The sequence below is a fragment of the Enterobacter cloacae complex sp. 2015409 genome (genome assembly GCF_041365315.1).
Taxonomy (GTDB): Bacteria; Pseudomonadota; Gammaproteobacteria; order Enterobacterales; family Enterobacteriaceae; genus Enterobacter; species Enterobacter pseudoroggenkampii.
Genome location: NZ_JBFTVM010000006.1, coordinates 119,338 through 131,502 on the forward strand (window position 1 = coordinate 119,338; position 12,165 = coordinate 131,502).

Annotated in this window: 11 protein-coding genes and 1 pseudogene; 8 read left to right on the forward strand and 4 right to left on the reverse strand. The window is 56.7% G+C overall.

Going from position 1 to position 12,165, the window contains the following annotated elements:
- The first annotated feature begins 40 nt into the window (after positions 1-40).
- From xylB to ACDO57_RS20780, 3 genes are all read left to right on the forward strand, one after another.
- The gene (gene xylB / locus ACDO57_RS20770; protein WP_370884539.1) at positions 41-1,495 is read left to right on the forward strand and encodes a xylulokinase; all 1,455 of its coding nucleotides are present in this window, start codon (positions 41-43) and stop codon (positions 1,493-1,495) included.
- Between the two features lie 103 nt (positions 1,496-1,598).
- The gene (locus ACDO57_RS20775; protein WP_370884540.1) at positions 1,599-2,138 is read left to right on the forward strand and encodes an isochorismatase family protein; all 540 of its coding nucleotides are present in this window, start codon (positions 1,599-1,601) and stop codon (positions 2,136-2,138) included.
- Positions 2,138-3,058, forward strand: coding sequence for a GlxA family transcriptional regulator (locus ACDO57_RS20780; RefSeq protein ID WP_370884541.1), 921 nt, complete (start codon positions 2,138-2,140; stop codon positions 3,056-3,058). The genes ACDO57_RS20775 and ACDO57_RS20780 overlap by 1 nt, the downstream gene beginning before the upstream one ends.
- On the opposite strand, the gene ACDO57_RS20785 is transcribed toward ACDO57_RS20780, so the two are convergent.
- Positions 3,051-4,046, reverse strand: a complete 996-nt coding sequence (locus ACDO57_RS20785) for an acyltransferase (protein WP_024909070.1) — start codon at positions 4,044-4,046, stop codon at positions 3,051-3,053. The genes ACDO57_RS20780 and ACDO57_RS20785 overlap by 8 nt on opposite strands.
- A gap of 183 nt (positions 4,047-4,229) precedes the next feature.
- Here ACDO57_RS20785 and ACDO57_RS20790 point away from each other — a divergent pair, with 183 nt between their 5' ends.
- From ACDO57_RS20790 to glyS, 3 genes are all read left to right on the forward strand, one after another.
- Entirely contained in the window at positions 4,230-4,535 is a 306-nt protein-coding gene (locus ACDO57_RS20790) for a YsaB family lipoprotein (RefSeq protein ID WP_024909071.1), read from the forward strand.
- Positions 4,536-4,695: 160 nt separating this feature from the next.
- Positions 4,696-5,607, forward strand: a complete 912-nt coding sequence (gene glyQ / locus ACDO57_RS20795; RefSeq protein ID WP_003860141.1) for a glycine--tRNA ligase subunit alpha — start codon at positions 4,696-4,698, stop codon at positions 5,605-5,607.
- 9 nt (positions 5,608-5,616) lie between these two features.
- Positions 5,617-7,686: a glycine--tRNA ligase subunit beta gene (glyS, locus tag ACDO57_RS20800; protein ID WP_157188454.1), complete on the forward strand. Its 2,070-nt coding sequence runs from the start codon at positions 5,617-5,619 to the stop codon at positions 7,684-7,686.
- Between the two features lie 93 nt (positions 7,687-7,779).
- On the opposite strand, the gene ACDO57_RS20805 is transcribed toward glyS, so the two are convergent.
- Together ACDO57_RS20805 and ACDO57_RS20810 are read right to left on the reverse strand one after the other, a co-directional pair.
- Complete coding sequence (locus ACDO57_RS20805; RefSeq protein ID WP_310572783.1) at positions 7,780-8,157, reverse strand: hypothetical protein; 378 nt, start codon at positions 8,155-8,157, stop codon at positions 7,780-7,782.
- Positions 8,061-8,294 (reverse strand): annotated as a pseudogene (locus tag ACDO57_RS20810) (hypothetical protein); the annotation flags it as partial. The pseudogene ACDO57_RS20810 and the gene ACDO57_RS20805, both read right to left, overlap by 97 nt.
- Before the next feature lie 843 nt (positions 8,295-9,137).
- Between ACDO57_RS20810 and ACDO57_RS20815 the strand changes: the two are divergent.
- A complete protein-coding gene (locus ACDO57_RS20815; RefSeq protein WP_370884542.1) occupies positions 9,138-10,757 on the forward strand; it encodes an ABC-F family ATP-binding cassette domain-containing protein in 1,620 nt (539 codons plus the stop codon).
- Between the two features lie 39 nt (positions 10,758-10,796).
- On the opposite strand, the gene ACDO57_RS20820 is transcribed toward ACDO57_RS20815, so the two are convergent.
- Positions 10,797-11,084 (reverse strand): HTH-type transcriptional regulator, encoded by a 288-nt coding sequence (locus ACDO57_RS20820; RefSeq protein WP_008502755.1) that lies wholly within the window; start codon positions 11,082-11,084, stop codon positions 10,797-10,799.
- A 331-nt stretch (positions 11,085-11,415) separates the two neighbouring features.
- Between ACDO57_RS20820 and ACDO57_RS20825 the strand changes: the two genes are divergently transcribed.
- Complete coding sequence (locus tag ACDO57_RS20825; protein WP_024909075.1) at positions 11,416-12,126, forward strand: DUF3053 domain-containing protein; 711 nt, start codon at positions 11,416-11,418, stop codon at positions 12,124-12,126.
- The last annotated feature ends 39 nt before the right edge of the window (positions 12,127-12,165 follow it).

Here is a 12,165-nt window from a genome sequence, read left to right on the forward strand (position 1 = left end):
GTTAGCGCCACCGGGCATTTCTGTTAAAGGAGTCACCGTAATGTATATCGGGATCGATCTTGGCACATCGGGTGTGAAAGCCATCCTGTTAAGCGAGCAGGGCGACGTGTTAGCAACGCAGACGGAAACGCTGCAGGTTTCACGTCCGCATCCGCTGTGGTCGGAACAGGATCCGGAGCAGTGGTGGCAGGCGACGGATCGCGCAATCAAAACCTTAGGCGAGCAGCACAGCCTGCGCGACGTGAAAGCGCTGGGGATTGCCGGACAAATGCACGGCGCTACGCTGCTGGACAGCGAGCATCGCGTGTTGCGACCCGCCATTCTCTGGAACGATGGCCGCTGTGCAGAAGAGTGCGCGCTTCTTGAGGCGCGTGTACCCACGTCTCGTGAGATTACCGGCAACCTGATGATGCCCGGCTTTACCGCGCCCAAGCTGCTGTGGGTGCAGCGACACGAGCCGGAGATTTTCCGTCAGGTGGCGAAAGTCCTGCTGCCGAAAGACTATCTGCGCTTTCGTATGACGGGCGATTTTGCCTCCGACATGTCCGATGCCGCAGGCACCATGTGGCTCGACGTGGCGAAGCGCGACTGGAGCGAGGCGATGCTGGATGCCTGCCATCTGACCCGTGAACACATGCCCGCGCTGTTCGAAGGCTGTGAGGTGACGGGCGCACTGCTGCCAGACGTTGCAGAACGCTGGAATATGCCTGCCGTACCGGTGGTGGCTGGAGGTGGCGACAATGCCGCGGGTGCTGTCGGTGTCGGCATGGTTGAGGCGGGCCAGGCGATGCTGTCGCTGGGAACGTCTGGCGTCTATTTTGCCGTCAGCGACGGATATCGCAGTAATCCCGAAAGCGCTGTGCACAGTTTCTGTCATGCCCTTCCGGGTAAATGGCATTTGATGTCGGTGATGCTCAGCGCGGCGTCCTGCCTGGACTGGGCGGCAAAACTCACCGGCATGGCCGACGTGCCGGCGCTCATTTCTGCGGCGCAGCAGGCGGATGACGCTGCGGGTACCGTCTGGTTTTTACCGTATCTTTCCGGCGAACGTACGCCGCACAACAACCCGGAAGCGAAAGGGGTGTTCTTTGGCTTAACCCATCAGCATGGCCCGGCAGAACTGGCGCGTGCGGTTCTGGAAGGCGTGGGCTATGCCCTGGCCGACGGGATGGACGTGGTGCACGACTGCGGCCTGAAACCGACGAGCGTCACCCTGATTGGCGGCGGTGCGCGAAGCCCTTACTGGCGACAGATGCTCTCGGATATCAGCGGTTTGCAGCTGGATTTCCGCACAGGAGGGGATGTTGGCCCCGCGCTCGGCGCCGCGCGTCTGGCGCAAATAGCCATTCATCCGGAACAACCGCTTTCGCAACTGCTGCCGCAGCTTACCCTTGAACAGGCGCATGTACCTGACGCGGTGCGCCATGCGCGGTACGCGGAAAGGCGCGACGTGTTCCGCAAAATCTACCAGCAGCTGCTGCCGCTGATGTCGTAAAAACGCTTGTCCGGGAGAGGCACGAGGATGTCCTTTTTTGGTCTGTGCGTGCCTTTATTTCCTTGCCAGTATGGTGTTACACCCACGGGCAAGGAGATCCATCATGTCACGCATTGCATTAATCAATATCGATACGCAGCAGTCATTTCACCACCGCAATTACTGGCAGGAAAGCGAGATCCCTGCCTTTCAGCAGGCGATGCTGGGGCTGATTGAAGGCTGCCAGGCGCGCAATATTCCGGTCGTTGATATTTTTCATGTGGATGAAGACGGTCCCTTTACCCTGGAGAGCGGCTTTGTCAAACCGATGGCCTTTTTACGTCATCTGCCGGATGTAGTTTTCCAGAAACACGTCCATAATGCCTTCACGGATACCGGGCTCGATCGCTGGCTGCGCGAGCGTGATATCAACCAGCTGATTATCTGCGGCATTCGCACTGAGCAATGCTGCGAAACCACCGCCCGGGTGGCATCCGATCTGGGTTATGCTGTGACCTTTGTCAGTGAGGCAACGCTGACGTTTCCGATGACGTACAGGGGCATTACCCTGAGCGCAGCGGAAATTCGCCACCGTACCGAGACGGTACTTTCGGGGCGTTTTGCCGAGATTAAAACGGTAGCGGAGACGCTGGAGTCCCTGTAATGAGCATCGACGTTTGGTTCGTGATGTTGCCCGGTGTGCTGTCATTAGACATGACCGGCCCGGCAGAGACCTTTGTGCTGGCTGGCGACGCGTTTCGTCTGCATTACATCGGCCCACAAGCGGAGGTTCCGACGTCGATAGGCCTGACGATGAGCGGCATCCAGCCGTTACCGGAAAGGCTTCCTGAGGGGAGCCTGCTGGTATTGCCCGGCGTGAGCGACTCCCGCAGTCAGTTTTCGACACTACAGGCGTTACAGATACAGCACTGGCTGATGCGCCTGCAGCCGGTCATTCAGCGCCGGGATATCACGGTGATGTGCGTCTGTTCCGGAGCCTTACTGGCGGCGAAGTCGGGCCTGCTGAACAATCGGCAGTGCACCACCCACCATGACGTTATCAGCCGTTTACGCACCGCAGCTCCCACGGCGACGATTAAAGAAAACCGCATCTTTGTGCAGGATGAGAACATCTGGACCAGCGCGGGGATCACGTCTGGCATCGATCTGGCGCTGCATATGATTAACCGCCTGTGCGGTCCCGAAAAGGCGCTGGCCGTGGCGCGCGAGATGGTGGTCTGGTTCCGCCGTTCCGGTGACGATCCCCAGCTCTCCCCGTGGCTACGCTACCGCAATCATCTTCATCCGGCGATTCATCGGGCGCAGGATGCGCTCACGGCCGAGCCACAAAAAACGTGGAGCTTGCCTGATATCGCCGCGCTGGCGCACGTCAGCCCGCGCCATCTCACCCGGCTTTTTCAGTCACATTTAGGGATTAGCGTTCGCGATTATCTGGAGCAACTGCGTCTGGCGGTAGCGGAGCAGTGGCTATTGCAGGGGCGCGGCGTGGAGCAGGCTTCACTGGCGGCAGGGTTTTCCTCCCCGCGCCAGTATCATCGCGCCCGGCAGCGAAGCATTAGCTGACGAAGCGGCGAGCGTCGATTTTTTGCAGCAGCATCGACAGCAGCAGGCTGATCGCCAGCGTGGCGGCAAAAATCCAGACGATATCCAGCGCCGGCCAGCTTTTTAGCTCAATGCCTCTCGTGCGCAGCGCGTGGATCACCAGCGCGTGAAAACCGTAAATCCCGAGAGAGTGCTGCGAGATAAGACTCAGCACGGGCAGGGGACGCGCGTTCAGGGTGTTTTTGGCGAGCGTGAGCAGCGAGACGGCACAGATAAAGACCATCGGCCCGCAATACAGATACCAGGTATCGGCAAAATTGCCGCGCCACTGCAGCTCGTGCAGCGTCCCGCGTGAAATCACCGCCACCCCAGCGATAAACAGCGCCCCGCAGAGCCAGTTCAGACCGCGTTTTTGCGTATCCATCATCCCGATGGCACGCCCCAGCATGCCGTAAAGCACGTAGTAAAAAGTATCGCCGTTGATATAGAGATTGACCGGCAGCCACTCAAATCCGTCGATTTTCTGTGAGAGCGTATTCGGGTTGGCAATAATGCCAGCCACCACCATCAGGGCCAGCAGCATTTTACCGCTGACGTTTTTTACCTGGATGAGCGGGGAGACCAGATAGATAACGATAATGGCGAAGAAGAACCACAGGTGGTAGAACACCGGTTTTTGCAGCACGTATTTCAGCGATAGTCCGGCGTTTATTGAGGTGAACAGAGTGATATAGAGCAAGGCAACGGCACTGTAGAACCCCAGGCAGGCCGCGATGCGGATGAAGTGCCTCGGCTGCGCGCTGCGCTCGCCAAAAAAGAGAAAGCCGGAAATCATAAAGAACAGCGGCACGCTGACGCGCGACGCAGAGTTGAGAATATTGGCGATATCCCAGTTAACGGGGCTGATGCTGTGCGCATTCGTGACATACCAGGTCGTCGTGTGGATCATGACCACCATCAGACAGGCTATTCCTCGCAGGTTATCAATCCAGTTAATTTTTGACTGCATCAGTTCCTCGTATTCCCTGTAAATTGAGTGTGACTCCCATTGTCCAAATGTCTTCGTTTGGAAAATTCTGAGTTTTATTCCGCAGGCTTGTCGGGAGGCCACGAGATTCGCAGAATGCCGGACCATAATCTATAAAAGCGTTGATACTAAAAATAACAGCCACTGACCAGGGCGGTAATAAAAATGATGATGAAGCGTGTGGCGTCACTCTTTCTGCTGTTGATCCTGGCGGGATGCAGTGCGCCACAGGAAGCCCCTGTGCAAAAAGCGCAGCAGGGTAAAATGAGCCCGGAACGTTCACTGAATATGGAAGCGCTCTGTAAAGATCGGGCTGCTCGCCGCTATAACTCGGACGTGCAGAAAATTGACGTTACCGGCTTCGAACGTTTTCAGGGCAGCTATGAGCTGCGGGGCCATACGTCGCGCAAAGAGGGCTTTGTCTGCTCGTTTGATGCGGACGGTCAGTTTTTACACCTCTCCATGCGTTAGTCTGCTCGTATAATCAACAGCCAGACGCCGTCAGCGTTCTGGCTGGAAGGCTTATTTCCCAATTTTCCCTAAACAACCCCGTTTCGTACTGTATATCTTGCAGCCAGCGGGTATACTGGTCCCTTCCATTTAAAACCACACGTATCCAGCACGAAATACTATGCAAAAGTTTGATACCAAGACCTTCCAGGGCCTGATCCTGACCTTACAGGATTACTGGGCTCGTCAGGGCTGTACCATTGTTCAACCTTTGGACATGGAAGTCGGCGCCGGCACTTCACACCCGATGACCAGCTTACGCGCGTTGGGTCCAGAGCCAATGGCGACTGCTTATGTGCAGCCTTCCCGTCGTCCGACCGATGGTCGTTACGGTGAGAACCCGAACCGTCTGCAGCATTACTATCAGTTCCAGGTGGTGATTAAGCCATCACCCGACAACATTCAGGAACTGTACCTCGGGTCGCTGAAAGAGCTGGGTATGGATCCAACCATCCACGACATCCGTTTCGTGGAAGATAACTGGGAAAACCCAACGCTGGGTGCCTGGGGTCTGGGTTGGGAAGTGTGGCTGAACGGCATGGAAGTGACCCAGTTCACTTACTTCCAGCAGGTGGGTGGTCTGGAATGTAAGCCGATCACCGGTGAAATCACCTACGGTCTGGAACGTCTGGCGATGTACATTCAGGGCGTAGACAGCGTTTACGACCTGGTCTGGAGCGACGGCCCGCTGGGTAAAACCACCTACGGCGACGTGTTCCATCAGAACGAAGTGGAGCAATCCACCTATAACTTCGAATACGCGGACGTGGACTTCCTGTTCACCTGCTTCGAGCAGTACGAGAAAGAAGCGCAGCAGCTGCTGGCGCTGGAGACTCCGCTGCCGCTGCCTGCCTACGAGCGTATTCTGAAGGCCGCCCACAGCTTCAACCTGCTGGACGCCCGCAAAGCCATCTCCGTGACTGAACGTCAGCGCTACATCCTGCGTATTCGTACCCTGACCAAAGCCGTTGCAGAAGCTTACTACGCGTCCCGTGAAGCCCTTGGCTTCCCGATGTGCAACCGAAACAAATAAGAGGCGGCCATGTCTGAGAAAACTTTCCTGGTGGAAATCGGCACCGAAGAGCTGCCACCAAAAGCCCTGCGCAGCCTGGCTGAATCTTTCGCTGCGAACGTGACTGCCGAGCTGGATAACGCTGGCCTGGCACACGGTAACATTGAGTGGTTTGCTGCACCGCGCCGTCTGGCGCTGAAAGTGGCAAATCTGGCGGCGTCTCAGCCGGATCGCGAGGTCGAAAAACGTGGCCCGGCGATTGCCCAGGCGTTTGACGCGGAAGGCAAACCGAGCAAAGCGGCTGAAGGCTGGGCGCGCGGCTGCGGCATCACCGTCGATCAGGCCGAGCGTCTGACCACGGATAAAGGCGAGTGGCTGCTGTACCGTGCGCACGTGAAGGGCGAAAGCGCGGAAGCGCTGCTGCCGGACATGATTGCCACGTCTCTGGCGAAGCTGCCGATTCCTAAGCTGATGCGCTGGGGCGCGTCTGACGTGCACTTCGTGCGTCCGGTTCACACCGTGACCTTGCTGCTGGGTGACACCGTTATTCCGGCCACCATTCTGGGCGTGGCGTCCGATCGCGTGATCCGCGGCCACCGCTTTATGGGCGAGCCTGAGTTCACTATCGACAATGCCGACCAGTATCCGCAAATCCTGCTGGAGCGCGGTAAAGTTATTGCCGACTACGAACAGCGTAAAGCCAAAATCAAAGCGGACGCCGAAGAAGCGGCGCGCCAGATTGGCGGTAACGCCGACCTGAGCGAAAGCCTGCTGGAAGAAGTGACCTCTCTGGTTGAATGGCCGGTTGTGCTGACCGCGAAGTTTGAAGAGAAATTCCTGGCCGTACCGGCTGAAGCGCTGGTGTACACCATGAAGGGTGACCAGAAGTACTTCCCGGTCTATGCCAACGACGGCAAGCTGCTGCCAAACTTCATCTTTGTGGCGAACATCGAATCGAAAGATCCGATCCAGATTATCTCCGGTAACGAGAAAGTGGTGCGCCCACGTCTGGCGGATGCCGAGTTCTTCTTCAATACCGACCGTAAAAAACGTCTGGAAGATAACCTGCCGCGCCTGCAGACCGTGCTGTTCCAGCAGCAGCTGGGTACTCTGCGCGACAAGACCGACCGTATCGCGGAGCTGTCCGGCTGGATTGCCCGTGAAATTGGTGCGGACGTTAACCACGCGACGCGTGCGGGTCTGCTGTCCAAGTGCGACCTGATGACCAACATGGTGTTCGAATTTACCGACACCCAGGGCGTGATGGGCATGCACTACGCGCGTCACGATGGCGAAGCGGAAGACGTGGCTGTGGCCCTGAACGAGCAGTATCAGCCGCGCTTTGCGGGTGACGAACTGCCGTCCAACCCGGTTGCCTGTGCTGTAGCGATTGCCGATAAGATGGACACCCTGGCGGGTATCTTTGGTATCGGTCAGCATCCGAAAGGCGACAAAGACCCGTTTGCGCTGCGTCGTGCTGCGCTGGGCGTGCTGCGTATTATCGTTGAGAAGAACCTGAACCTGGATCTGCAGACCCTGACCGAAGAAGCGGTGCGTCTGTACGGCGACAAGCTGACCAACGCGAACGTGGTGGATGACGTCATCGACTTCATGCTCGGTCGTTTCCGCGCCTGGTATCAGGACGAAGGTTACACTGTTGACACCATTCAGGCGGTGCTGGCGCGTCGTCCGACCCGTCCGGCTGATTTCGATGCGCGTATGAAGGCGGTTTCCCACTTCCGTACGCTGGAAGCGGCATCTGCCCTGGCCGCGGCCAACAAGCGTGTATCCAACATTCTGGCGAAATCAGACGAGACGCTGAACGAGCGCGTAAACGCCGCGACGCTGAAAGAGCCGGAAGAGATCGCCCTGGCGATGCAGGTTGTGGTGCTGCGCGACAAGCTCGAGCCGTACTTCGCGGAAGGTCGCTACCAGGAAGCGCTGGTGGAGCTGGCCGAGCTGCGTGACGTTATCGACGCCTTCTTCGAGAAGGTGATGGTGAACGTAGAAGATAAAGAGCTGCGTGTTAACCGTCTCTCCATGCTCGAGAAACTGCGCGAGCTGTTCCTGCGCGTGGCGGATATTTCGCTGCTGCAGTAATGTGCCCGTTGTGACAAATGCTAAAAACCCGCTTCGGCGGGTTTTTTTATGGATCTTTTGTAGGCCGGATAAGCGCAGCGTCATCCGGCAGGTTTAGCCGATCGCGACTGTACCTTCATCCGTCTGCAGCCAGCGCGGTGCCTTCAGCGTATCGGCAAAGTAGCTGACCAGTTCACACAGCAAATCTTCCATCACGATTGCAGATTGTCGCGGCAGTGTGCCGTTCATCAGCAACTGCGTAATCTCCTGACAGTAGCGCCCCAGCTGATCGCACTCGGGTTCAAAAGCCGGAACGCGTGACGGGAGTTCCTTCACGGTCAGGCGGGCTTTTAAAGCGTCCGGAACAGGATCCAGAAGCGCGGGTTGCAGAAGATTCAGACAGGCAAAAAGTCTGCCGTAAAGCGCCATTTTTGGGGCGGGTTCTTCGCAATCAACCAGTGCGTCGGTAAAACGTTCGCAGTTATCCGCCAGTTCGGTGAAGTCGGTGGTGTGGTTGAAGGGCAGGGTGAATAAAGAATGAGCGTGGGTTGGGGTAGTAGCCATATTGGCAGCCTCCGATAAGTGATAAAGCTTCCACCACCGGAAATGCTAACTTCGCTGGTGGTGGACTGAACAGAGTTAGCATTACCGGCCTTATCGGATACCGGCGCATCTTTCGATGCCCCTGCTCAGCCCACCATTGAGATGTAGCAAAGCATGCTGCACAAAATGTGCCGCCGATAAGATAAGCCGGGATGCTAAACCCGGCACCTGATTTTGCAGGTGCGAAGAGAACTTACTGCTCATCAAAACAGGCGGCAACAGATTTGAGCTATGCCACTGAGGATATTACCATTTCTGGAAAGAGACTCGCAAAATTACCGCAATGAAAAGCATACTGCGGGCAGAGGTCTACAGCGACGCTATGGTCCGGCTGTAAATCGCTGAGGCGTTTCCTGTAGGCCGGGGCGAGGCGCATGGATGCGCCGAGAGGGCGGGCTTTACAGGGATGTTACCTCCGCCCGTCCCCGATAAGCCGGAAGGAATAAGCCGAAGGTACCGCGTAGCGGCGATTTACCGCCGGGAGCCCGGGTAGCCAGGGTGGTGGCGACTGAGCCACCCTGGCACGTTCACGGGTATTGTCGTTACAGAGTAGCAAGGAACATAAAGTGAACGGAATGACCACCAGAGCCGTATGCTCCCCCTCACCCTAACCCTCTCCCCAAAGGGGCGAGGGGATTGTTCACTGCTCGCATTAATTTGTGGGGATCCCTCAGCCCAAAGGGAGAGGGAGTATAAGTCGTCCAAAATTTAACCTTGAAACCGTCAACACATTACCGCTATCCTTATCGCGTTAACTTTCTCGCGCTGGAGCACCCCCCAAAAATGAACAAACACGACTGATGAATTTCGATCCTTGCTAAACGCTACCGCGTCGGCAGGGGATGTTTTGATTTCATTCAGGAGTGCTTATGGCTCATTTTGCGCAGTCCCCTTCTTTTATTTTGCATCAGGTCACCTGTCAGTTTCCGACGGGCGATATTCTTTTTGGTCCGCTGAATCTCACGCTGGAACCCTCCCTGTGCGCGCTGGTTGGCCGCAACGGCAGCGGGAAAACGCGTCTGCTGCGTCTGCTGGCGGGGATGGACGAACCGGCTACCGGTCATATTGAACGCTTTGGCTCGCATACCTGGGTGGCGCAGCAACACGCTATTTCTCCGCAGACGGCGCTGGCTGAACTGCTCGGGTATGACGCGATTTTTAAGGCGCGTAAGCGCATCGACAGCGGCGATTACCAGCCTGACGATCTGGCGTTGCTCGACGGCCGCTGGGATGTCGCTGAGCGCCTGGGCGAGGCGTTTATGAATGCGCAGCTCCCACCGTTTGATCCGGATAAGCTCGCCATTGAACTCAGCGGCGGCGAGCGCATTCGCGCCCTGCTGTGTGGGGCGTTTACGGCGAAAGCGGATTTCCTGCTGCTGGACGAACCCACTAACCATCTGGATCGACAAGGCCGGGCGTGGTTCTACGACCAGTTGAGTCGGTATCAGGGCGGAGTACTGGTGGCCTCCCATGACCGTGAGTTACTGGCTCAGGTACCCCGTATCCTTGAGCTGAGCGCCTCGGGTCTGCGCAGCTACGGCGGGAATTATGCGGATTATCAAACCCAGCGCGATGCCGAACAGCAGGCGGCCCGCGCGGCGCTGGAGCATGCTGCAACCGAGCGAAAACGCACTCGGGTACGCATGCAAAAAGAGCATGACGACAGCCAGCGGCGTTCGGCAAAGACATTGCGCACCGTCGATACCCTGAATATCGCGTCGTTCGAGCGGGTCAAATATAAAGGCGCGGCAAAGGAGCGGATCGGCTCCTGGAAAAAACAGCACAGCGAGCAAAATGAAGCGCTGAACGCCGCGGTTAACAAGGCGCGTGAACGCGTTGAAGACGATAACCCGGTGATGTTCACTCTGCCGGGGAGTCAGGTTCCGGAGGGCAAACAGGTGCTGGTGCTGGAGGATCTGGTGCTGCCGCATGTGCCTGTTCCTCCGCTCAACTGGCGGATGGATGGACCGATGCGCGTGGCGTTAAAGGGGCCGAACGGCTGCGGCAAATCGACGCTGTTAAAAACCCTCCTCGGCGAGATTGCTCCCCGTTCGGGTACCTGTAAGGTATCCGTCAGCTGCGCTTATCTCGACCAACATCTGTCCCGGCTCGATCTTTCGCAGTCGGTCATGACGCATCTCAACCTGAGTCATACGCCTCTGGAAGAGGGGGTATTGCGAACCCGTCTGGCGCAGCTTCAACTGGGGGCTGACAAAGTGATGCTCCCGCTGGCGGAGCTCAGCGGCGGCGAGCGTCTTAAGGCCGCCCTGGCCTGCGTGCTGTGGCGCGCGGAGTCCACGCAGCTTCTGCTGCTGGATGAACCGACCAACCATCTGGATCTGGCCTCGGTCCAGGCCATTGAAGCCGCGCTGGCCGGTTTCCCCGGGGCTCTGCTGGTAGTATCACACGATGAGGCTTTTCTAAGAGGATTAACATTAACGCATGAGCTGGTGTGGGAAGAGGCGGGCTGGCGTTGTGATAGCCTTTAAAACACAAGCCCCCGCAAAGGCGGGGGCATTCAATCTTCACTACGCTATCTGTTTGCTGAGTGCAGGGTTGGCCTGAATCAGGCGCATCAGCCTTAACTCGGTTGGAGTGGGTTTCTCACGTTTTGACTCCCACTCCTGCACCATAGCCACGCTGACACCCATCGCTCTGGCGAATTCTTCCGTTTTCAGTCCTGTCCCTTTGCGCAATTGCTCATATTCTGTAAAGGGATTGGATTTTTGTTGCAGGGTAATCGTCTGCGGTACATCTTTAAAAATGATCTGTTCCAGACTGCTCAGCAGTTCAAACTCAGGATCTTTATATTCCATTGAGGACTCCTCTTAAATCTCACATCGTGATCAAGAACATCAGAGAGCCAATTAAGAATAGTCCCTAATACCAACCCAGGATCGTCACGGGTGTGATTAATCGTGCGGTAACGATCGCTGTATCCGATTCAGCAATATGGATAGTTATGCTAATTCCCTGATTAGTCATATGTCGGCTTCGCCAGGTATTTTTTTGTAAATGGTAAGAAATAAATCGGCAATAGCCGTTTTGCATGAAAAGAGTATCTTGCAAGGCTGACCTGGACTATCCTTGTCAGCGTCGGGCACGCGTGTGCCGGTGTGCGCTTTTTTGGGTGAAAGGAGTAATAAAATGGCGACAGGAAAGTCCTGCTCTCGCTGGTTTGCGCCTATTGCGGCGTTGTTGATGGTTGTTAGCCTGAGTGGGTGTTTTGATAAAGAAGGCGATCAGCGCAAAGCGTTTATCGATTTTCTGCAGAATACAGTGATGCGCAGCGGCGAACGGTTGCCGACGCTGACTGCGGATCAGAAAAAACAGTTTGGCCCCTTCGTGTCCGATTACGCCATTCTATATGGTTATTCACAGCAGGTGAGCCAGGCGATGGATTCCGGTATCCGTCCCGTAGTGGATAGCGTGAACGCCATTCGCGTTCCGCAGGATTACATGACGCAGCGTGAACCACTGCGCCAGTCCAACGGTGCGCTTGGCGTGCTGAGCCAGCAGTTGCAGAATGCGAAAATGCAGGCTGACGCGTCACGTTCTGCGCTGAAGCAGGGCGACGATCTCAAACCGGTCTTCGACAAAGTGTATGAGAAAGTGGTGACCAAGCCGTCTGAAGCGCTGCAACCGCTGATCCCGGCCGCGCAAATCTTCACGCAGCAGCTGGTCCAGGTGGGTGACTTTATCGCCCAGCAGAATACGCAGGTGAGCTTTGTTGCCAACGGTATTCAGTTCCCGACCTCGCAGCAGGCAAGCCAGTACAATACGCTGATTGGGCCGCTGGCCTCCCAGCATCAGGCCTTTAGCCAGGCCTGGAGTGCCGCAGTCACTGCCACAGAATAAACCGAAAAACCCCGCTTCTGGCGGGGTTTTTTATGCATA